Here is a 20,592-nt window from a genome sequence, read left to right as displayed (position 1 = left end):
CCTGACCGCCTTCGGAGGCAAGGTCGTCTCCGCCACCGGACCGGCCGAGAGTCTCAGCGTCTCCAGCGGAACGGCCAAGGTGCCCCAGAGCAAGGAGATCACCTGCCAGGTCGACCTGACCGGCGTCACGGGACGCAACACAGTCAAGGCCTCGCTGACCACCGGCAAGCAGACCTTCTCCAGTGACTTCACCAAGGATCGCCCCATCAGCGAAGTGAAGGTCGAGGCCACTGATCGCGAAGTTGAGGCCGCTCCCACTGGCACCTACGAGATCGAGGTCGGCTACACCGTCACCTTCACCAACACCACCGACGCCGTAGGACAGACCTCCAACATCGTCCTGCACCCCCCGATCCCGGCCGGCTTCAGCTTCATGTACGTGTTGGACAGTGGCGTCCCGTGGTGGATCAGCCCGGACGACTACGCGCTCCAGCCCGATGGCTCTATACCCCTGTCCACGAGCGACACCCTGTACGCCCACTCGTCAACCACGATGACCTTCACCGCCTTCTACCAGGTCAAGGCCGAGGCGGTCACCGAGGACACCTGGAAGTCCCTGGGCACCTGCGACCCCAAGGACCCCTCCAAGGGACTGACCACCCAGATCGACGTCGTCGGCAGCGACGGGGTTGAGCCCGGCACCTACTCGGCCTGCACCGTCGTGACACGCACGAAGAACTGAGCACGAGCACAGGTCGATCAGCCCGGCTGGTTGAAGGTCGGATAGGTGAGTATTTCACCTATCCGACCTTCATATGGCTGTCTCCCGCAACGGAAATCCCATTCAGTAAGAAGCAGTCCATTGAAGACGCAATTCGTTCCTTACTCCATTCACCTCATCGAAAGGCGTGCTCATGCACTTCCCATCCTCCCCACCCTCTCTTCCCTGGCGGCGCATCCTGCGCATCGCCCTGGCTCTTCCCCTGCTCGCCGCCGCAGCCGTCGCAGCCCCGGCCTCCGCTGATACCGACATCACCGTGGAGGGGCTGTATCACACAGCCGGTGCAGGCTGCCATGGCTCCGGCAATGCCGAGGGCTGCCTGAGCTGGAAGGTCCGCATCCCATCGGCCATCGCCCCGAAGAGCGCCACGGACGTCACCATTGAGGCCGACTCCGTGCCGGGCCAGTGGACCTGGACCTGCCCCTCCCAGAACGGTGACGAAGTGGCCGGGACGAGCTCCTTCTACATCGACAATGGCGGCGGTGAGCCCCCGGCCTTGATCGTGGACTCCGAGCTGAGCTCCATCTCTGAGCTGTACAACCCCCTGCTGGGTGAGCCCATCGGCTCGGTCAAAGCCGTTTCCTGCACTCCTGAGCACCTGAAGCTGACCTATGAGATCAACTTCTACCTCCAATGGGACAAGAGCAGCTACGTCGACCTGGATCTGGGGACCACGGTGGCGGCTCCCGGTGCGGACGCGCGCAGCTACCGTTTCACCCCCACCGTCGAGGTCTCCACGCGCAACGCGATTCTTCAGCCCACCGTCACGGCCCACAAGCCCGCTGCCAGCGAGGCTCACGCCACCGTGTCCACCCAGGACGTCAGGGTCGACGGCGCCGCCAAGGACGCCTCCCGCTTCACCATGACGGCGCGGAACGACTCCACCCCGCCCCTGTCCGACTTCACCATCTCCGCCGGCCGGACCAGGGGGCAGGCCCAGGTGGGCGCCCTGACCTGTGACCTGACCGCCTTCGGAGGCAAGGTCGTCTCGGCCACAGGACCGGCCGAGAGCCTCAGCGTCTCCAGCGGCGCGGCGAAGGTCCCCCAGGGCAAGGAGGTCACCTGCCAGGTGGACCTGACCGGCGTCGTGGGACGCAACCGGGTCAAGGCCGCACTGACCACCGGCAACCAGACCTTCTCCAGCGACTACGTCAACCACCGGCCAGTGATTGAGGTGGAGACTCATCCCACGGATCTCCTGGTCGAGGCCGAGCCCACCGGCACCTACGAGGTCGAGGTCGGCTACTCCGTCACCTTCACCAACACCACCGACGCCAACGGATCCAGCTCCGATATCGTCCTGCGGCCCGGGATTCCGGCCGGCTTCACCCTCAAGAGCGTGACAGGTACCGGCACCCCGTGGTGGGTCAGCCCGGACAGCTATGCTCTTCAGGACGACGGCTCCTTGTCCTTGCGCACCGGTGACTCCCTGAACGCCCATTCGTCAACCACGATGACCTTCACCAGCACCTACCAGGTCAACGCCGAGGCGGTCACCGCGGAGACCTGGAAGTCCCTGAGCACCTGCGACCCCCAGGACCCCTCCAAGGGGCTGACCATGCAGATCGACGTCGCCGGCAGCTACGGCGGCACCGAGGCCGGGACCCACACGATCTGCACCCCTGTGACGCGCTCCGGGAACTAGTACCTCTCCGACGCGAGTCTCCGGGCGCACCGCACCATCACCCCATTCGCCGGCGCCACCGGTGGTCCCCCTGCTTCGTGGCAGGTCCACCGGTGGCGCTGGTCGCCGTCGTGAGCCTGCAGCAGCCGCCCCGTCCCGCCCGGCGGTAGGGTGGCGCCCATGGCCAGCCTTCTCAACCGGATCCTCACCCTGCTCGGACGCGCCGCCTCCGACGCCGTCAGCGACGCCCTTTCCCAGAAGTCCTCGACGCCGTCGGGCACGTCGGAGAGCAGGCCATCCGGTTCAGCTGAGACCGCGCAGTCCCGCGCCCCCAAGTCGTCGGCGGCGAAACCGTCACCGACCCGGCCCCGCTCCCACGACAGCGGCGCCGCGGCGGGCGCGACGGCCCCCTCGGCGCGAGGCGTCAGCGTCTACGACGTCTCCACCCTGGGGCTGCCCGACTTCGCTTACTCCCCCGACCCCGATGGCGAGGCCGACCCCGGCGAGGTGGTGTGGGCCTGGGTTCCCTTCGAGGAGGATCCCGCCCAGGGCAAGGACCGGCCCGTCCTGGTCCTGGCTCGCCATGAGACCCGTCTGGTCGTGGCCCAGATGACGAGCAAGGACCATGACCGCGACGCCGCCCAGGAGGCGCGCTGGGGCCGCTTCTGGCACGACGTCGGCACCGGTGACTGGGACCGGCAGGGGCGCCCCAGTGAGGTGCGTCTGGACCGTCTGCTCCTGGTGGAGCCGGCCTCGGTGCGCCGCGAGGGGGCCACGATGAAGCGTGAGGTCTTCGACGGCGTCGTAGCCGCCCTGCGCCACCACCACTCCTGATCGCCTCCACAGCACCGCCTGGACGCACAGGCTCATGGGGCGATGCACCTCACGCCTGGACCCTGCTTCGCGCCTGGGGACATGGGGATCCTGAATGATACAGTCGCCTACTGGACCTCTGGCCTGGCCGGCTGCGGGGTCCGGCGACCGGGTCAGCCAGGTGCCCCACCACCTCATGTCAACCCGTGGCGCGAACCCTCTCTCCGGCCATCGACCAATCAGACGCGAGAAAGTTTCACCGTGGCGAACATCAAGTCCCAGATCAAGCGCATCAAGACCAACGAGAAGGCCCGCCTGCGCAACAAGTCCGTCAAGTCCGAGCTCAAGACCTACGTGCGCCGCGTGCGCGAGGCCGTCGAGGCCGGCGACAAGGACGCCGCGCTCGAGCACCTCAAGGCCGCCTCCCGCAAGCTGGACAAGGCCGTCTCCAAGGGCGTCATCCACAAGAACCAGGCCGCCAACCGCAAGTCCAAGCTCGCCAAGCGCGTCGCCTCCCTCTGAGGCCACCGCAGCAGTGAGCATCTGAAGGGCGCCTCCCACCGGGGAGGCGCCCTCCCCTTTTTTCCATCACCTTCACCCGTTCATCAGACCGCTTCAAGGAGAGCCCATTGCGCATCGGATTCGACCGCGACAAGTACCTGCGGATGCAGTCCAGCCACATTGCGGAGCGCCGCGCCCAGTTCGGCGGCAAGCTCTATCTGGAGTTCGGCGGCAAGCTCATTGACGACATGCACGCCTCGCGCGTGCTGCCGGGCTTCACCCCGGACAACAAGATCGTCATGCTCGCCGAGCTGGCCGACGAGGTCGAGATCGTCATGGCGGTCAACGCCAAGCACCTCGCCCGCAACAAGGTCCGCGCGGACCTGGGCATCCCCTACGAGGACGACCTGCTGCGCCACATCGACGCCTTCCGCAGCTACGGGCTCTACGTTGGCAGCGTCGTCGTGACCCAGTGGACTGATGACAACCGCCAGGCCCAGGACTTCAAGCGCAAGCTCGAGGCGCTGGGCATCACCGTCTACCGTCACTTCCCCATCCCCGGCTACCCCGGTGACGTCGCCCGCATCGTCTCGGCGGAGGGCTACGGGCGCAACGAGTACATCGAGACCAGGCGGGACCTGGTGGTCGTCACCGCCCCCGGCCCGGGCAGCGGCAAGATGGCCACCTGCCTGTCCCAGATCTACCACGACCACCAGCGGGGCATCTCCTCGGGCTACGCGAAGTTCGAGACCTTCCCGATCTGGAACCTGCCTCTGGACCACCCGGTCAACATCGCCTACGAGGCCGCCACCGCCGACCTCGACGACGTCAACATGATCGACCCCTTCCACCTGGCTGCCCACGGCGTCCAGACCGTCAACTACAACCGCGACGTCGAGGTCTTCCCGGTCCTGAGCCGCCTGTTCGAAGAGATCCTGGGCTCCTCGCCCTACGCCTCCCCCACGGACATGGGCGTCAACATGGCCGGCAACTGCATCAGCGACGACGAGGTCTGCCGGCAGGCCGCCTGCCAGGAGATCATCCGCCGCTACTACCGGGCCCTGGTGACCGAGAAGCGCGAGGTCATCGCCCCCGTCCAGTCCCAGCGGATCGCGCTGCTCATGGCCAAGGTGGGGGTGAGCAAGGAGGACCGCCCCGTCGTGCCGCCCGCGCTGGAGGTGGCTGAGGCCACCGGCGAGCCGGCCTCGGCGATCGAGCTGCCCGACGGACGCATCGTGACGGGCAAGACCTCCGCCCTACTGGGGTGCTCCTCGGCGATGCTGCTCAACGCCCTTAAGCTCCTGGCCGGGATCGATGATGACGTCAACCTGCTGGCCCCGGCCTCCATCGAACCCATCCAGAAGCTCAAGACCCAGAGGCTGGGAAGCCGCAACCCGCGCCTGCACACCGACGAGGTGCTCATCGCCCTGGCCGTGTCCGCCAACGGGGACGACAACGCCCGCAAGGCCCTCGACCAGCTCGAGACGCTGCGGGGCTGCGAGGTCCACACCTCCACGATCCTGGGCTCGGTGGACGAGGGCATCTTCCGCGCCCTGGGAGTCCAGGTCACCAACGAGCCCGTCTACGCCACCAAGTCCCTGTACCGCAAGAAGTGAGGCCCGGTGCGGGCCACCCTCCTGCGGTGCGCCCGCATCCAGACGCCCTGCCGAGGTGTGGATGGTCACATAGGTGCGCAGAGGTGACTGAACGCACTCGCGCGCGGTACATTCTCCTCAACGAGATGAGCTCGTGTGCTCTGGGGTCGGTGAAAGTCCGAACCGGCGGTGACAGTCCGCGACCCGGTCGCATCTAGCGAACGGCTGACCAGGTGGAACTCCTGGACCGACGGTGAGAGTCCGGATGGGAAGCGCACACGGGACACACCATGCCTCGCCCGGTGCCGTGCACCCGGCGGTCGATCATGGCGGTGTCTCTCCCCAGCGCACCCGAGGGAGAGGACCGGATGACCTCGTTCACCACCGTGCAGACGGCCGCGATGCAGCGCGCCCTACGGGCCGCGGCCTCCCCCGACGCCCCGCCTGGCCCCAACCCCCGGGTCGGCTGCGTCATTCTCTCCCCCGACGGCGATGTCCTCGCCGAGGGCCATCACCGTGGCGCCGGCAGCGCCCACGCCGAGGTCGACGCACTGGCGAACCTCGCCGCGAGGGGCGCCTCCGCCCGAGGAGCGACCGTCCTGGTCACCCTCGAGCCGTGCAACCACCAGGGCCGCACCGGCCCGTGCGTCCAGGCGCTCCTCGACGCAGGCGTGGCCGAGGTCATCTACGCCCAGGACGACCCGACCGAGCAGGCCGGAGGCGGCGCGGCGGCGCTGGAGGCCGCCGGCGTGCGGGTACGGCGTGGGCTGTGCGCCCAGGAGGCAGCGCGTCTCAACCGCCCGTGGCTCCTGGCCGTGACCCGCGGGCGCCCCATGGTGACGTGGAAGCTCGCCGCCACCCTCGATGGCCGTATCGCCGCTGCTGACGGCACCAGCCAGTGGATCACCCCGGTAGCGGCCCGCCACGACGCCCACCGCCTGCGCCGCCAGTGCGACGCCATCATGGTGGGCACCGGCACCGCCCTCGCCGACGACCCCGCCCTCACCGTCCGCGATGAGGCGGGTCAGCCCGCGCCGGCCCACCTCCAGCCGCTGCGCGTCGTCGTCGGCTCCAGGAGCCTGCCTGCCACCTCCAGGGTGCTCGCCGACGACCACTACCTCCTCCTGCCCGATCACGACCCGCGCGCCGTCCTGGCCGTGCTCGCCGAGCGCAAGATCCGCCATGTCCTGCTCGAAGGAGGCCCGACCCTCGCGACCGCATTCCTGCGCACCGGTCTCGTCGACCAGGTCGTCGCCTACACGGCCCCCGCGCTTCTGGGCGCGGGAGCGGCCGCCCTCGCCAACTTCGGGGCGGCGACGATCACCGATGCCCTGAGGCTGCGGAGCCCCCGCGTCGAGATCCTCGGCGCGGGTGACGAGCTCGCCGTCCGCTTCTGCGGTGATCTGGAAGCCAAAGACGTTCCCACTGCCCACTTCCACACCGAGGAGAGTCACTGATGTTCACCGGAATCGTCGAGGAGCTCGGACGCGTCGTCCGGCTCGAGACCGTCGAGGACAGCGCCCGGCTGACGGTCGAGGCGCCCACCGTCACCCAGGACGTGAATCTGGGCGACTCCGTCAGCGTCAACGGGTGCTGCCTGACGGTCACCGCCGTGCACGGGAGCACCTTCACCGCCGACCTCATGGCCGAGACTCTCACTCGCACCACCCTGGGCTCCCAGGCACCGGGAGACCCGGTCAACCTCGAGCGCGCCCTGCGCGCCAGCGACCGGCTCGGCGGGCACATCGTCCAGGGGCACGTCGATGCCACCGCCGAGGTCCTCGACCACCACCGCGGTGAGCACTGGGACCTCCTACGCATCGGCCTGCCGCAGGAGATCGCCCGTTACGTGGCCGTCAAGGGATCGGTCGCCCTCGACGGGGTGTCGCTCACGGTCGTCGACGTCGTCGACGCCCCCAGCACCCTCGACGTCGCCCCTGTGCCGGGTGCGGGGGCATCGCTCAGCGTCGGGCTCATTCCCGAGACGCTGCGACGTACGACCCTGGGCACGAGGCGACCCGGAGAACGGGTCAACCTCGAAGTCGACGTCCTGGCCAAGTACGCCGAGCGTCTTCTGGGCGCCCGCCCGAGCCAGGAGGGGCAGCAGGCATGCTGAGCACCAGGAGCGCATCCCCGAGCACGCGCATGGACCGCGTCGAGGACGCTCTCGCCGCCCTGCGCGAGGGCCGGACGGTCATCGTCGTCGACGATGAGAGCCGGGAGAACGAGGGGGACCTCATCCTGCCCGCGCAGAGCGCCACGACCGAGCAGCTGGCCTTCGCGATCCGGCACTCGACCGGCATCATCTGCGCCCCCATGGCGGGCCAGGAGCTCGACCGCCTGGGCATCCCCATGATGACCGAGCACAACACCGATCCCAAGAGGACGGCCTTCACCCTGAGCACCGACGCCCGCACCGGCATCACCACGGGTGTGAGCGCCGCCGACCGGGCTCGCACCGTCCGCGTCCTGGCGGACCCGGGTTCAGCTCCCGACGACCTCGTCCGCCCCGGCCACGTCTTCCCCCTGCGGGCGCGCGAGGGCGGAATCCTTACGCGCCGCGGTCACACGGAGGCCGCCGTCGACCTCATGCGCCTGTCGGGCAACCGGCCCGTGGGGGTCCTCGTGGAGGTCATCAACGACGACGGCACCATGGCGCGGCGGCACCAGCTGCGTGAACTCGCCGACGCCCACGCCATGCCCATGATCTCGATCAGTGACCTGGAGCGCTACCGGTGGCTGCACGAGGAGCTCGTCGAGGAGGTCGTCTCGGCGCACCTGCCCACCGCGCACGGGGAGTTCACCGCCCACGCCCTGCGCAGCAGGGTTGACGGCACCGAGTACCTCGCACTGGTGTGCGGCCGCATCGCTGACGGCGAGGACGTCCTGGCCCGAGTCCACTCCGCCTGCCTGACCGGCGACGTCCTGTCCTCCCTGCGCTGTGACTGCGGGCCGCAGCTGCGCGCCGCCATGGAGGCGATCAGCGCCCGCGGCCGCGGGGTCCTCGTCTACGCCTCCGACCATGAGGGGCGCGGCATCGGGCTCATCGACAAGCTCCGCGCCTACGCGCTGCAGGAGGAGGGACTGGACACCCTCGACGCCAACGTCGCGCTGGGGCTGCCGGCCGACGCCCGCAGCTACGCCACCGCCGCCCAGGTGCTGCGCCACCTGGGCGTGCGCTCGGTCGAGCTCATGACGAACAACCCGGACAAAGTGGCAGGCCTGGAGCGCTACGGCGTCAGCGTCCGCTCCATGACGCCGACACCGACCTTCGCCAACGGGGAGAACCTCGACTACCTGCGCACCAAGCGCGACCGCATGGGCCATCTGCTCAACGGGCTCGACCCCACCGGGGCCGACGCGGACTCACCACCCGGCGAGAAGAGGGCCGACGACGACACCTGGCACACGAGCGACCACAACGAAGGAGAGGAACGATGAGCGGATCCGGGGCACCTGAGCAGAGCGCACCTCACGCCCGGGGCATGAGGGTGACAGTCGTGGCCGCCCAGTGGCACGAACGCATCATGGGAGGCCTGGTCACCGGGGCGCTGCGCGCCGTCGAGGAGGCCGGAGCCCAGGCGAGCGTCGTCCGGGCGGTGGGCTCCTTCGAGCTGCCGGTCCTCACCGCGGCCGCCGCGCGAGGAGGTGCCGAGGCGGTCGTCGCGCTGGGCGTCGTCATCCGCGGCGGCACCCCGCACTTCGACTACGTGTGCCGGGCCGCGACCGACGGGCTGAGCCGGGTGGCGCTGGACACCGGGGTGCCGGTGGGCTTCGGCGTGCTCACCTGCGACAACGAGGCCCAGGCACTGGCCCGCTGCGGAGGACCGGGATCGCAGGAGGACAAGGGCTACGAGGCGGCGTGCGCGGCGATGTCCACGGCGCTCACGCTGGCCGCCATGCGGGGCTGAGAACGACTCAGCGCCGGCGACTGCCGGCGCGGCGGGCGTTGCAGATCGTCAGGACCGCCCGCTCGACGGCGTAGACGGGGTCGCGGCTGGCCCCCTTGGCCTCGGCGTCGGCCCGGGCCACGGCCAGGATCGAGGTGGCCAGGGCGTCGTCGGACCAGCCCTGGAGCTCGCGGCGGGCCCGGTCCACCTGCCAGGGGGCCATGCCCAGCTCGGCGGGGCTCATGCGCCTGCCCCCGGCGGCCGCGACCCGGGCGAGCTGGCGCACCTTCATGGCCAGGGCCGCGACGATGGCCACCGGGTCGGTGCCGGTGGCCACGGCGTGGCGCAGGGCCGTGATGGCGGCCGGGGTGTTGCCGGCCGCGGCGGCGTCGGCCACAGTGAAGCCGGTGGCCTCGATACGCCCGGCGTAGTAGGTGCGCACGTGGTCGACGCTGATGGTGCCCTGGGTGTCGGCGAGGAGCTGGTCGACGGCGGAGCACAGCTCGCGCAGGTCGCTGCCCAGGGCGTCAACGAGAGCGCCGACGGCCTCGGGGGCGATGCTTCGTCCGGCGCGGCGCACGTCGGCCACGACCAGGGAGGACTTGTCCTTGGCGCTCTTGACGGCCTCGCACTGGATAGTCGGGTAGGGCGAGGCCTTGATGGCGTCCAGCAGGCGCTTGCCCCGCTGACCCCCGTTGTGGCGCAGGATGACGCTGACCTCGGGGTCGGCGGCGCCCACGTAGGCGATGAGGTCGCTCAGCAGGGCGTCAGTCATCTGCTCCAGCGCGGGGACGTAGACGAGCCGGGGCTCACCGAACAGGGAGGGCGACACGAGGGTGTCGAGCTGGTGGGGCTCGTAGGTGGCGGCCTCCAGGCGCGTGATCTCGGTGGTGGGGTCCTTGGCCTTGGCCTGCGCCAGGAGGTTCCTCACCGCTCGGTCGGCGAGGACCTCCTCGCCGGCGCGGATGAGGACGATCGGCGCCAGCTGGGCCTGGTCCCAGCGCAGTCCAGCCGGTGCCTTGCGCGGGCCCCGGGAGCGGGGGGTGCGGGTCGCTGCCATGGGGCAAGCCTGCCACGAGCGGGCCGCGTCAACCGCCCGGCTTCCTCCAGCACGGCGCGGCGGGCGCGAGGAGCCGCCACGAGCAGGACCCCGATCTCGCAGGCCCCCAGTGCCAGGGCGCCCGTGAGACCGCCTGGCCAGGGTAGGGCGGCGCCGGGTAGGTGGGCGAAGAAGCCGGCAACCCACACCATCCAGGAGCAGGCCGCGAGCGCCGGCCAGGCGGTGACGGCGGCGGCCGCGGGCCAGGCCGGTGCGATCAGCGCAGCCAGGAGCCCGCTGATGGTGGCGATGACGGCGGCCGGCTCACTGAGCAGGTTGGCGGGCACCGACCAGGCCCCCACCGAGGGTTGAAGGAGGATGAGGATCGGCCCGCAGGCGGCCTGGGCCACCAGCGGCAGGGCCACAGCGGCGGCCAACCACCTGGGCAGGCGGCGTGAGAGGTGGGCTGCGACTGGCTTGGAGCCGATGACGATCCCGGCGGTGGCCGCCACGGACAGTGCGAAGCCGTAGTCACGGGACTGCCAGGGGTCGATGAGCAGCAGGACGATGGCTCCAGCGCACAGGGCGGGCACGGAGGCGGCGCGTCTGCCGGCGACGACGCCCAGCAGCATGACGGCCCCCATGGTGGCGGCGCGCAGCACGGAGCCTGAGGGACGCACCAGGATGACGAGGAGGGTGAGCATGACTGCGCCGAGCAGTGCCCGCCACCGCCGGGGCAGCGCCCCGAGGGCTTCCAGGCCCAGTCCCAGGATGATGGCGACGTGCTGCCCGGAGACGGCGGTCAGGTGCGTCATGGAGACGGTGCGCATGTCCTCGCGCAGCGGGGCTGGTAGGGAGTGGTCGTCGCCCAGGGCGACACCGGATACGAGGCTGCGGGCTCCCGGCGGCCACAGACCTGTCTCCTCCCCCGCTCCTGCGGCGACCGGGGCCCCGATACCCGGTGTCCCGACAGTCCGGGCAAGACCATCGCGAATGCTGGTGACGGCCCCGAGTATCCCGCTCGGCGGGCCAAGGACGGTCAGACCGGCGCGCTTGGGGATGATGGCCGCCTCAGCGCGTCCCGCTTCGGTGGGGCGCAGGCGCGTGCGCACACGGACGCGGGTCCCCATGGGCAGGCTCAGCCACTGTGTGTCGCCCAGGACGGTGGCGCTCAGGGTGGAGGCCCGCGTGTCCACCTGCTCGACGTCGAGGGCGGTGATGACCAGGGTGGAGCGGCTGGTGGCTGAGACTCGCGGCTGCTGGGAGACGGTGCCGATGAGAGTGACCGGCTGCCCAGTGGCCACTGCCGCGGTCAGCGGGTCGCGCTGGCGGGCCCACAGGTGGGCGGCGCTGATGGTCAGGACCGTCGCGGCGCACAGTGCGCACACGAGCAGGCTGGCGCTGAGGGTCCCCATCGCCCCGGGGTCGTGCTCGGGGGCGCCGGGACGCGGGTCGGCCCGGTGGCGCGGTGGCCGGAAGCGCAGGACAGCCACCACGAGCAGCGCAGCTAGGGCGGTGCACCCGGAGGCCAGGAGTAGGACCTGCCTCCAGGCGTCTGCCGCCTCACGTCCAACGGCCCACCCTGCGCCGGCCCAGCAGGCCAGCGCCGGGGCGAGCAGGCGCAGGTCGAGGGCCTCGGGGGCCTTGGAGGAGGTGGCGTGCTGACCTCCGTCTCGGTACCGGTTGCGCTCCTGCTCCTGACGCAAGCGCGCATACAGCGCGGGGTCGTCCCACGGTGCCCTGGGACTGCCCCCACCATTGCCTTCGTGGTCCTCGTTCATACGGTGGCCTGTTCTCGCAGGCCCTCGAGCTTGGCCTTGCCGATGCCGGGGACGTCGGTGAGGGCGTCAACGCTGGCGAAGGGCCCGTGGGAGTCGCGGTACTCAACGATCCGTTGGGCCAGGGCCGGGCCGATTCCGGGCAGCTTCTCCAGCTCGGAGGCCGAGGCCGTGTTGATATTGACCATCCCGGATGCGCCACCACCGCCGGACTTTCCCGGGGCGGTTCGCGCACCGGAGGCGGCGTCCCCGCCGGGTTGGGGTGCGGGCTCGGGCAGGACCTCGCCGATGCGCGGGACCCGGATCTGCTCGCCGTCGGTCAGGACCCGGGCGAGGTTGAGCTGCTGGGTGTCTGCCTCCGCGCTGGCTCCTCCGACGGCGTTGATGGCGTCGGTGACGCGGCTTCCCGGGGTCAGGGTCACCACCCCCGGCCTGCTCACCGCCCCGGTGACGTGGACGACGACACTGCCCGATGTCGCGCTCAAGCCACCTGGTCCCGCTGCCGGTCCCGTGGTCGGCACCGGGGCCGGTTTCATGCCTGGACTCGCGGCCGACCCCGTGGGTGGGGGCCGCATTGGAGCCGACGCCCCTGCCGCTGCGGCCGGAGCCGCTTGGCCGCCGGCGCCGGTGGAGACCAGCACGGCTCTCAGGGCCAGGGCGAGAGCCAGGACGAGGAGGGCGGAGCCGGCGATGATCGCCGCCCGGGGCGCGATCGCAAGGCGACGTGGCCTGCGCACCGGCTCCTCGGGGTCGGTTGAGCAGGCCAGACGCACAAGGTCGTCCAGGGACCTGCGCGCGTCGCTCCGTCTGGCTCCCATGTCCTCGACGGTAGAGACCGGACCCATGGGGCGCATGGTGAAGCCGTCTGCCCTGTGGAGAGCACTGGCGCCTGGCGGCCTGTGGCAACCGGGCCGCGTCGTCAGGCCTGGCTCAATGGGTCTTCAGGTCCGGGGCGACGGCGATGCCGAGGGCGCCGGGGCCCACGTGGGTGCTCGTCGCCTCGTCGACCGGGAGGGTGAGGACCTCGGAGACCTTAGCTCCTGCCTCCTCCATGGCCTGGCGCAGATCGGTCTCGAGCAGTGCCAGCTTGGAGGCGTCGTCGCCTTGAATGACCAGGCGCACCGGGTCTGCGGGGTGCCTGGGGCCGGACAGGGCGGTCCCGCCGGCGACACGGACGGCCTGCGCGATGAGGTGGCGCCTGGCGCGGGCCGCCCCGCGCACGGTCTCCAGCGTCCGGATTCCGTCGCGGGTCAGGGCCAGGACCGGGCGGATTCCCAGGACACCGTCCAGGCGGGCCGTGGTGCGGTCGATCCTTCCCGAGCGGGCCAAGCGTCCCAGGTCGTCGACGACGAAGAGCTGGCAGGACCGGGCGGTGCTGGCCTGAGCCAGGGCGGCACCGCGACGGGCGTCGTGGGCGCCGGAGGCTGCCAGCACCGCGAGCCCCAGGGCGCCGGAGCTGGTGCCGGAGTCGACGACGCGCAGCCACTGCGGGCGTCGGCGCCCCGCGCTCGGGCCCGGGCCGTTGAGCTGGTCCCGGTACTCGGCCTCGAGCTGGGCGGCGGCGATGCGGGCGTTGTCCATGGTGCCGGACAGGGCCGAGGAGATGTGGATGGCCAGGACCTCTTCGGCCCTGCTGGCCGCGCGCCGGTAGGCGTCCACCAGCTCCTGGACACTGGGCCGTGAGGTGGTGGCGGGCTCACCGTTGTCAGCGGGGATGGCGTGCAGCGGCACTACCTCGATCGCGCGCTCACGCAGCAGGGGCTCCGTCAGGCAGGCGGCGGAGTCGGTGACGACGGCGAGCGACATGCCGCATACCTTATCGGCAAGCCGCGCACTGACCGGCAAGGCGCCACGGCTGCTCTCCAGGGCCGGCCGTCAGCGATACGAGACCAGGAGATCCTCGTAGAGGTTGATGAGCCGCCTGGTCATCGTCTCGGAGTCGAACTGCTGAGCCACCTCCAGGGCCCCCTCGGACAGCGCGGCGAGCCGGGCGTCGTCGGACAGCAGGGAGGCGAAGACCCGGGCGAAGTCCTCCCCCTCGATGCCGTCGGTGAGGATGGCGTTGCGCTCGGTGAGGCACTCGGTCATCCGCTCGTCGCAGTAGACGATCGGCAACCCGCAGGCGGCGGCCTCCAGGAACACCATGGGCTGGTTGTCGAAGTGGTAGGAGGCCAGGGAGAAGACGTCGGCCTGCTTGAGCAGGACGGCGACCTCCTCCGGCGAGCACTTGCCGGTCAGGATCACCCGGTCCGCCACCCCGAGCTCCTCGGCGCGCCGCCCCAGCTCCTCCTGGGAGGGGCCCGGGCCCACGAGCACCAGCTTGACCGGCAGGCCGGACAGGTGGGGCATGGCCTCAACGAGCGTCATCTGCCGCTTCTCCGGGCTGAGGCGGGCCACGCAGATGATGATCTTCTCGCCGGGGGCCTTGGGGATCGGTGAGTCGGCGGCGCGGGCACTGCGGTAGCGGGTGGAGTCCAACCCGTTGGGCAGCACCATGCAGGGGGTGGTCAGTCCGCCGTCGTCGATGAGGATCCGGGCCAGGTGCTGGGAGGGCGACAGGCAGGCGTCGCACTTGTTGGCGAAGGCCGCCGTCAGGCGCCACCCCTGACGGGACAGGGCCGTCTTCATGTCGCGCTTGTTGAGGTGCTTGATGGTCTCCCGGTGGACGCGCGGCAGGACAGGCTGCGACTTGAGCGCCACGGGGAAGGCGACGGACAGGGCCAGCAGGCCCGAGAGCACGGCCAGCGGGTAGTCGTCGATGAGCTCGGTGTAGAGGGTGTGGATGGTGGTGACGTGGGGGATGTTCTGGCGCTTGGCCACCCAGTGCGCCAGGACCCCCAGGCTGAACTGGGTCTGGCTGTGGACGATGTCGAAGTCGTAGGCGTCGAAGCGCCGAGCCAGGCCCGGATAGATGGTGGCGACCTCGCGGCTGTCGAAGACGTAGTAGCGCGAGGAGGACAGGCGGATGACGTGGTCGTCGGTCTCCTCATAGCCCTCGGCCTTGGGGGCCACCACGTAGACCTCGTGTCCCATGCGCTCCAGGGCGGCACGGAAGGTGGCTGTGGAGGTGGCCACGCCGTGGACGGAGGGCAGGTAGTCGTCAATGAAGAAGGCGATCCGCACAGCGTTCACCTGTTCCTGTGGTTCGGGTGCACCAGCAGCCGGCCCGTCAGGGGCGGTTCTTTCGGAAACGACGACGCAGGGGGCAGCATGGGGCGTGTAAACCTCGCGGCACTGGGGCGGGCAGGTGCGGGATCAGACGTACTATCTCAACGCCATTGAGGCCCGAGGGTACCTTGTTCGCCGGGCTCCTGCCTCTCTCGCGGTCAGAAACGGCGCCGGCTCCACTGGCACGCCCGGGTCAGCGCACTGGCAGGTTCGGCGTTTACGATGGCTCCATGACCGATTCCGCTGAGATCGCACGCCTCAAGGCCGAGGCCGCCCAGGCCGCCGCCGAAGCCGCCGCAGCCAAGGCAGCCGCCGCCCAGGCGGCCCTTGACGCCGCCATCGCCTCCACCCCGGCCTCGGCCGTGGAGCAGGCCGGCGAGCCCCGCACTACTGACGCATCGGGCGAGCCCCCCGCTCAGGCAGCCGACGCTGCCCCCTCCGCCGAGCCGGCTGCGGCCGCCGAACAGCCCCAGCAACCGATGCAGGAGCCAGTTCAGGATCCGGCACCCGCGCAGGCCGAGACCGCCGCTGCAGCCGATCAGGCATCGGGCAGTCAGGAGGCCGAGGATACCGGCTACACAGCCCAGGTGCGTTCCGGCTACGCCTTCTCCTCCCCCACTCTGCCGGTGGGCACCTACCTCGACACGCTCTCGGGCGGCGAGCCCGCGGCGGTCAAGGACCTGTCGGTGGGCATCCCGCTGGGACTGCTCAACCGGCACGCGCTGGTGGCCGGGGCGACCGGAACCGGTAAGACCCGCACGCTCCAGCTCCTGGCCGAGGGGCTGTCCGCCGCCGGCGTCCCGGTGTTCCTGGCCGACGTCAAGGGGGACCTGACCGGACTGGCCGAGGCCGGAGCCTCCAACGACAAGATCGCCTCCCGCATCGCCTCCACCGGCCAGGACTGGACGGGCCAGTCCTTCCCCATCGAGCTGTTCAACCTCGGCGGGTCGGACTCCGGCGCCGGCATCAGCGGCACCCCGATCCGCACGACGGTCACCGAGTTCGGGCCGATCCTGCTCTCGCGGGTCCTGGGCCTGAACGACACGCAGGCCTCCGCCCTTCAGCTGGTCTTCCACTGGGCGGACAGCCAGGGGCTGGCCCTGCTGGATCTGAAGGACCTGCGCGCCGTCGTTGACTACCTGACGAACACGGAGGCCGGTAAGGAGGAGCTCAAGACCATCGGCGGGGTCTCCGCGGCCACGGCCGGAGTCATCCTGCGGGAGATCGCCGCTCTGGAGGCGGCCGGCGGCGAGGCCTTCTTCGGTGAGCCGGCGCTCGACGTGCGTGACCTCATGCGGGTCTCCCCCGATGGGCGCGGCATCATCTCCGCCCTGGAGCTGGCCGACATCCAGTCCCAGGGCACACTGTTCTCCACCTTCCTCATGTGGCTGCTCGCCGAGCTCTTCGAGACCCTGCCGGAGGTCGGCGACCCGGACAAGCCCACCATGGTGTTCTTCTTCGACGAGGCGCACCTGCTGTTCTCCGGCGCCTCGAAGGCATTCCTGGAGGCCGTGGTGCGCACGGTGCGGCTCATCCGCTCCAAGGGCGTGGGCATCGTCTTCATCACCCAGTCCCCCACGGACGTCCCCGACGAGGTCCTGGCCCAGCTCGGCAGCCGGGTGCAGCACGCGCTGCGCGCCCACACCCCGGCCGACGCCGCCAACCTCAAGAAGGCGGTCTCCACCTTCCCGGTCAGCCCGGTGGACCTCAGCCGGGTGCTCACGTCGCTGGGCACCGGCCAGGCCGTCGTCAGCGTGCTGGACGAGAAGGGGCGCCCGGCGCCGGTGGCCCCGGTGGTCATCAACGTGCCCGCCGCCGTCATGGGGCCGGCCCAGGACGGCACCGTCAGCCAGGTACTGGCCTCCTCACCGCTGAAACCCAAGTACGCCACGAGCGTGGACAATGAGTCTGCCTACGAGCTGCTGGCCCAGCGGGTCCAGGCCGACGCCGAGGCCGCCGAGGCCGCTCGCGCCGCCGAGCAGGCCGCCAAGGAGCAGGCCAAGGCCGACGCCGCCGCGCAGAAGGCCCTGGAGAAGGAGGCCGCCCGCCAGGCGGCTCAGCGTCAGAAGGAGGCCGAGCGCCTGGAGCGCGAGGCCGTCAAGGAGGCCCAGCGCCGCCAGCGCGAGGCGGAGAGGGCCGCTGAGCGGCGCAAGCGGGAGGTCGAGAAGACCATCGGCTCGGTGGGCCGCCAGATCACCCGCGAGATCACGCGCTCCATCTTCGGCACCCTCAGGCGCCGCTGAGAACCGGCTCATGCTGAGCGAAGGGGCTGCACCAACCATCTCGGATTGGTGCAGCCCCTCGCGCTACTGCTGGGCTACCGCGGCGCGGCCGTGAGCGGCGCCGTCGGGGAGCCCGCCGCGGTTACTCGGGGACGATGCTCACCAGCTTGGGGGCGCGCACGATCACCTTGCGCACGCCGCGCCCGTCCAGGGTGCGGATGACACCGGGGGCCTCCAGGGCCAGTTTCTCGAGCTCGGCCTCGGAGATGTCGGGGTCGACCTCGAGGCGGTCGCGGACCTTGCCCTTGACCTGGATGACGCAGGTGACCTTCTCGGCGGCCAGCAGCGCTTCATCGGTCACGACCGGGAAGTCCTCGTGGGCCAGGGATTGCTCGTGGCCCAGGCGCTTCCAGATCTCCTCGGCGATGTGCGGGGCCACAGGCGCCGTCATGAGGACGAGGGCCTCGACGGCCTCGCGCGGGACCTCCCCGAGCCCGGTGAGGTGGTTGTTGAGGACGATGAGCTTGGCGATGGCCGTGTTCAGGCGCATCCCCTCGTAGTCCTCACGCACGCCCACGATCGTCTTGGCCACGAGCCGGCGGGTCTCCTCGTCGGCGCTCTGCTCGGTCACCGTCAGCTCGCCGGTGGTCTCGTCGATGACGTTGCGCCACAGGCGCTGCAGGAAGCGCTGGCTGCCGGCGACGGCGCGGGTGTCCCACGGGCGGTCGGCGTCCAGCGGCCCCATGCTCATCTCGTAGACGCGGAAGGTATCGGCGCCGTAGGCCTCGTACATGTCGTCGGGGGTAACGATGTTCTTCAGGGACTTGCCCATCTTGCCGTACTCGCGGCGCACGGGCTGCCCCTGCCACAGGTAGCTGGTGGAGCCGTCCTCAGCGGTGACCTCCTCGACCTCGTCAGCGGGCACGTACTGGCCGCGAGCATCGGTGTAGGCGTAGGCCTGGACGTAGCCCTGGTTGAAGAGGCGGTGGTAGGGCTCGGAGGAGGAGACGTGGCCCAGGTCGAACAGGACCTTGTGCCAGAAGCGCGCGTAAAGCAGGTGCAGGACGGCATGCTCGACGCCGCCGACGTACAGGTCGGTGCCGCCGGAGATGTTGCCGGCCTGGGGGCGCGGCCCCATCCAGTAGGCCTCGTTGGCCGGGTCGACGAGCGCCTTGTCATCGGTGGGGTCGATGTAGCGCATCTCGTACCAGCACGAGCCGGCCCACTGCGGCATCGTGTTGGTCTCGCGGTAGTAGGTCCGGGGGCCGTCGCCCAGGTCGAGCTCGACCTCGACCCACTCGGTGGCCTTGCCCAGCGGCGGCTCCGGGGAGGAGTCTGCGTCGTCGGGGTCGTAGGAGCGCGGAGAGTAGTCGGTGACCTCGGGCAGCTCGACCGGCAGCATCGACTCGGGCAGGGCGTGGACGCCGCCGTCCTCGTCCCACACGATCGGGAAGGGCTCGCCCCAGTAGCGCTGGCGGGAGAAGAGCCAGTCGCGCAGGCGGTAGGTGACCGCGCCGCGGCCGGCGCCCTTGGCCTCCAGCCAGCCGATCATGGTGGCCTTGGCCTCGTCCTTGCCCATGCCGTTGATGTCCAGGTCGCCCTGGGCGGAGTTCACGACCACACCGTCACCGGTGTAGGCCTGGGCGCTCAGGTCGACGCCGTGGGGGTCGTCGGCTGGGCCGATGGTCTGGACGATGTCGATGTCGTACTTGGTGGCGAAGGCGTAGTCGCGCTCGTCGTGGGCGGGCACGGCCATGATGGCGCCAGTCCCGTAGCCCATGAGGACGTAGTCGGCCACGAAGACCGGCACCTTCGCTCCGTTGACGGGGTTGATGCCGAAGAAGCCGGTGAAGACGCCGGTCTTGACCCGGCCCTCGTCGGTGCGGTCGGTGTCCGACGTCGCCGCGGCCTGGGCGCGGTAGGCGGCCACGGCCTCGGCGGGGGTCGCGTAGCCGCCGGTCCAGGCCTCCTTGGTGCCCTCGGGCCAGGCGGCCGGGACGGTCAGGGCCGCGGCGTCGTCGGCGATCTGGGCCTCGGTGCGCACCGAGCCGGAGGCCTGCAGGCCACCCAGCATGGGGTGCTCGGGGGCCACCACCATGAAGGTGGCGCCGAAGAGGGTGTCGGGGCGGGTGGTGTAGACGCTCAGCGACGCGTCCTGCTGGTCGCCCTGTCCGGCCCCGGGGACGGTGAAGGTCACCTCGGCGCCCTCGGATCGTCCGATCCAGTTGCGCTGCATGAGCTTGACCTTCTCGGGCCAGTCCACGGTGTCGAGGTCTTCGGCGAGGCGGTCGCCGTAGGCGGTGATGCGCATCATCCACTGGCGCAGGTTGCGCTTGAAGACCGGGTAGTTGCCCCGCTCGGAGCGGCCCTCGGAGGTGACCTCCTCGTTGGCCAGCACCGTGCCCAGGCCGGGGCACCAGTTGACAGGGGCGCTGGAGACGTAGGCCAGGCGGAAGGAGTCGATGACCTCGGCCTGCTCGGCGGCGCTCAGAGCGTCCCAGTCGCGGCCGTCGGGAACGGGGACCTGACCGGAGGCGAGCTTGTCGCGCAGCTCGGTCACCGGCCGGGCCGCACCCTTGCCGCGGCCGTCGCGGCGCGGGGCCTCGGGGTCGAACCAGGAGTTGAAGACCTGCAGGAAGATCCACTGGGTCCAGCGCACGTAGTCGACATCGATCGTGGCCAGGGAGCGGCGCGGGTCGTGAGACAGGCCCAGGCGGCGCAGCTGACGGCGCATGTTGGCGATGTTGGCCTCGGTGGAGATGCGCGGGTGCTGGCCGGTGGTGACGGCGTACTGCTCGGCGGGCAGGCCGAAGGCGTCGTAGCCCATCGTGTACAGGACGTTCTTGCCGGTCATCCGGGTGAAGCGGGCGACGACGTCGGTGGCGATGTAGCCCAGCGGGTGGCCCACGTGCAGTCCCTTGCCGGAGGGGTAGGGGAACATGTCCAGCAGGAAGAACTTCTCCTTGTCCGCCCCGGGGCCGGCCAGAGCGCCGACAGGGTTGTCGGCGTTGAAGGTGCCCTCGGCCTCCCAGCGGTCCTGCCAGGCGGTCTCGATGGAGTCCGCCAACTCCGCCGTGTAGCGGAAGGGGGTGTCGGACTCGACCGGTGCGGTTCTCTCTGACATCGCAGCAGCGCTCTTTTCCTACTCGTGCTTCCTGGTGCTGGGGCACAGCCTATCGCCCGCCAGCAGTGGCGCCCGGCGGCGTCCACCCCACGGGCGGGCGAGACCGGTCACGTAGGT

General features: G+C 70.6%; 15 protein-coding genes, 1 pseudogene and 1 riboswitch. Of the genes and pseudogenes, 10 read left to right on the top strand and 6 right to left on the bottom strand.

Going from position 1 to position 20,592, the window contains the following annotated elements:
- The 9 genes and pseudogenes from HMPREF3165_RS13860 to ribH all read left to right on the top strand — a co-directional run.
- Positions 1-682 (top strand): annotated as a pseudogene (locus HMPREF3165_RS13860) (hypothetical protein); the annotation flags it as partial.
- A gap of 172 nt (positions 683-854) precedes the next feature.
- Complete coding sequence (locus HMPREF3165_RS08895; protein WP_070512581.1) at positions 855-2,366, top strand: hypothetical protein; 1,512 nt, start codon at positions 855-857, stop codon at positions 2,364-2,366.
- A 159-nt stretch (positions 2,367-2,525) separates the two neighbouring features.
- Positions 2,526-3,179: a type II toxin-antitoxin system PemK/MazF family toxin gene (locus HMPREF3165_RS08890; protein ID WP_070512578.1), complete on the top strand. Its 654-nt coding sequence runs from the start codon at positions 2,526-2,528 to the stop codon at positions 3,177-3,179.
- Positions 3,180-3,419: 240 nt separating this feature from the next.
- A complete protein-coding gene (rpsT, locus tag HMPREF3165_RS08885; RefSeq protein WP_009396927.1) occupies positions 3,420-3,680 on the top strand; it encodes a 30S ribosomal protein S20 in 261 nt (86 codons plus the stop codon).
- Between the two features lie 107 nt (positions 3,681-3,787).
- The gene (locus HMPREF3165_RS08880) at positions 3,788-5,275 is read left to right on the top strand and encodes a DUF1846 domain-containing protein (protein WP_009405457.1); all 1,488 of its coding nucleotides are present in this window, start codon (positions 3,788-3,790) and stop codon (positions 5,273-5,275) included.
- Between the two features lie 131 nt (positions 5,276-5,406).
- Positions 5,407-5,536: riboswitch (FMN riboswitch) on the top strand.
- An 86-nt stretch (positions 5,537-5,622) separates the two neighbouring features.
- Entirely contained in the window at positions 5,623-6,711 is a 1,089-nt protein-coding gene (gene ribD / locus HMPREF3165_RS08875) for a bifunctional diaminohydroxyphosphoribosylaminopyrimidine deaminase/5-amino-6-(5-phosphoribosylamino)uracil reductase RibD (protein WP_070512576.1), read from the top strand.
- Positions 6,711-7,370: a riboflavin synthase gene (locus HMPREF3165_RS08870; protein WP_070512573.1), complete on the top strand. Its 660-nt coding sequence runs from the start codon at positions 6,711-6,713 to the stop codon at positions 7,368-7,370. The genes ribD and HMPREF3165_RS08870 overlap by 1 nt, the downstream gene beginning before the upstream one ends.
- On the top strand, positions 7,364-8,695 hold the full coding sequence (locus tag HMPREF3165_RS08865) for a bifunctional 3,4-dihydroxy-2-butanone-4-phosphate synthase/GTP cyclohydrolase II (protein ID WP_070512570.1): 1,332 nt from the start codon (positions 7,364-7,366) through the stop codon (positions 8,693-8,695). Before HMPREF3165_RS08870 ends, HMPREF3165_RS08865 begins: the two co-directional genes overlap by 7 nt.
- Positions 8,692-9,165, top strand: a complete 474-nt coding sequence (ribH, locus tag HMPREF3165_RS08860; protein ID WP_070512567.1) for a 6,7-dimethyl-8-ribityllumazine synthase — start codon at positions 8,692-8,694, stop codon at positions 9,163-9,165. Before HMPREF3165_RS08865 ends, ribH begins: the two co-directional genes overlap by 4 nt.
- A 7-nt stretch (positions 9,166-9,172) precedes the next feature.
- On the opposite strand, the gene holA is transcribed toward ribH, so the two are convergent.
- The 5 genes from holA to HMPREF3165_RS08840 all read right to left on the bottom strand — a co-directional run bounded on the left by holA (position 9,173) and on the right by HMPREF3165_RS08840 (position 15,093).
- Positions 9,173-10,075 carry a DNA polymerase III subunit delta gene (gene holA / locus HMPREF3165_RS08855; RefSeq protein WP_256275244.1) on the bottom strand — a complete coding sequence of 301 codons (903 nt, stop codon included), beginning with the start codon at positions 10,073-10,075 and terminating at the stop codon, positions 9,173-9,175.
- On the bottom strand, positions 10,072-11,964 hold the full coding sequence (locus tag HMPREF3165_RS12940; RefSeq protein ID WP_083303266.1) for a ComEC/Rec2 family competence protein: 1,893 nt from the start codon (positions 11,962-11,964) through the stop codon (positions 10,072-10,074). The genes holA and HMPREF3165_RS12940 overlap by 4 nt, the downstream gene beginning before the upstream one ends.
- A complete protein-coding gene (locus HMPREF3165_RS08850) occupies positions 11,961-12,734 on the bottom strand; it encodes a ComEA family DNA-binding protein (RefSeq protein WP_070512709.1) in 774 nt (257 codons plus the stop codon). The genes HMPREF3165_RS12940 and HMPREF3165_RS08850 overlap by 4 nt, the downstream gene beginning before the upstream one ends.
- 157 nt (positions 12,735-12,891) lie before the next feature.
- A complete protein-coding gene (locus HMPREF3165_RS08845) occupies positions 12,892-13,767 on the bottom strand; it encodes a DegV family protein (protein WP_070512561.1) in 876 nt (291 codons plus the stop codon).
- Positions 13,768-13,836: 69 nt separating this feature from the next.
- Positions 13,837-15,093 (bottom strand): glycosyltransferase, encoded by a 1,257-nt coding sequence (locus HMPREF3165_RS08840; protein WP_070512558.1) that lies wholly within the window; start codon positions 15,091-15,093, stop codon positions 13,837-13,839.
- A gap of 266 nt (positions 15,094-15,359) precedes the next feature.
- Here HMPREF3165_RS08840 and HMPREF3165_RS08835 point away from each other — a divergent pair, with 266 nt between their 5' ends.
- Positions 15,360-17,372: a helicase HerA-like domain-containing protein gene (locus tag HMPREF3165_RS08835; RefSeq protein WP_070512556.1), complete on the top strand. Its 2,013-nt coding sequence runs from the start codon at positions 15,360-15,362 to the stop codon at positions 17,370-17,372.
- A gap of 121 nt (positions 17,373-17,493) precedes the next feature.
- Here HMPREF3165_RS08835 and HMPREF3165_RS08830 read toward each other — a convergent pair whose 3' ends face one another.
- Positions 17,494-20,475, bottom strand: coding sequence for a leucine--tRNA ligase (locus HMPREF3165_RS08830; protein WP_070512553.1), 2,982 nt, complete (start codon positions 20,473-20,475; stop codon positions 17,494-17,496).
- Between the last annotated feature and the right edge of the window lie 117 nt (positions 20,476-20,592).

Source organism: Actinomyces sp. HMSC08A09, assembly GCF_001807465.1.
GTDB lineage: Bacteria > Actinomycetota > Actinomycetes > Actinomycetales > Actinomycetaceae > Actinomyces > Actinomyces oris.
Note: the sequence above shows the minus strand (reverse complement) of the source record. Positions and strands in the feature narration are given on the sequence as shown.

What these genes read in the sequence shown, in the direction of transcription:
- HMPREF3165_RS08895 (WP_070512581.1), top strand. Translation starts at nt 855, where the DNA reads ATGCACTTCCCATCCTCCCCACCCTCTCTTCCCTGGCGGCGCATCCTG.
- HMPREF3165_RS08890 (WP_070512578.1), top strand. Translation starts at nt 2,526, where the DNA reads ATGGCCAGCCTTCTCAACCGGATCCTCACCCTGCTCGGACGCGCCGCC.
- ribD (WP_070512576.1), top strand. Translation starts at nt 5,623, where the DNA reads ATGACCTCGTTCACCACCGTGCAGACGGCCGCGATGCAGCGCGCCCTA.
- HMPREF3165_RS08870 (WP_070512573.1), top strand. Translation starts at nt 6,711, where the DNA reads ATGTTCACCGGAATCGTCGAGGAGCTCGGACGCGTCGTCCGGCTCGAG.
- HMPREF3165_RS08865 (WP_070512570.1), top strand. Translation starts at nt 7,364, where the DNA reads ATGCTGAGCACCAGGAGCGCATCCCCGAGCACGCGCATGGACCGCGTC.
- ribH (WP_070512567.1), top strand. Translation starts at nt 8,692, where the DNA reads ATGAGCGGATCCGGGGCACCTGAGCAGAGCGCACCTCACGCCCGGGGC.
- HMPREF3165_RS12940 (WP_083303266.1), bottom strand. Translation starts at nt 11,964, where the DNA reads ATGAACGAGGACCACGAAGGCAATGGTGGGGGCAGTCCCAGGGCACCG.
- HMPREF3165_RS08845 (WP_070512561.1), bottom strand. Translation starts at nt 13,767, where the DNA reads ATGTCGCTCGCCGTCGTCACCGACTCCGCCGCCTGCCTGACGGAGCCC.
- HMPREF3165_RS08835 (WP_070512556.1), top strand. Translation starts at nt 15,360, where the DNA reads ATGACCGATTCCGCTGAGATCGCACGCCTCAAGGCCGAGGCCGCCCAG.
- HMPREF3165_RS08830 (WP_070512553.1), bottom strand. Translation starts at nt 20,475, where the DNA reads ATGTCAGAGAGAACCGCACCGGTCGAGTCCGACACCCCCTTCCGCTAC.